Source organism: uncultured Endozoicomonas sp. (genome assembly GCF_947495845.1).
In the GTDB taxonomy this organism is placed as follows: domain Bacteria; phylum Pseudomonadota; class Gammaproteobacteria; order Pseudomonadales; family Endozoicomonadaceae; genus Endozoicomonas.
The window spans coordinates 1-242 of record NZ_CANMAO010000120.1 but is presented as its reverse complement, the minus strand read 5'-3'; the positions used below and the strand labels follow the sequence as shown (position 1 = coordinate 242).

Below are 242 nucleotides of genomic sequence, written 5' to 3'. Positions count from 1 at the left end.
TTGTAGGCATGCATTGCTAGCATACATGCCATCCGTGGCAATATAGAGTGTTTAGCAAGAAAAGATTCAGCTTATACTAAAAAACGTTCCAGACGTTTTTTAGTACTTCCTCCATCCTTGGAGGTCGAAAACGGATTCCAGAGTAAGTGATTAATTAATCATTTGCTCAAACAAGTTACGCCTGGCGACCATAGAAAGTTAGAACCACCTGATCCCATCCCGAACTCAGCAGTGAAATGACT

1 rRNA gene is annotated in these 242 nt (G+C 41.3%); it reads left to right on the top strand.

Features of this window, described 5'->3' with window-relative positions:
* Positions 1-180: 180 nt before the first annotated feature.
* Positions 181-242, top strand: a 5S ribosomal RNA gene (gene rrf / locus Q1B11_RS20365); the annotation flags it as partial.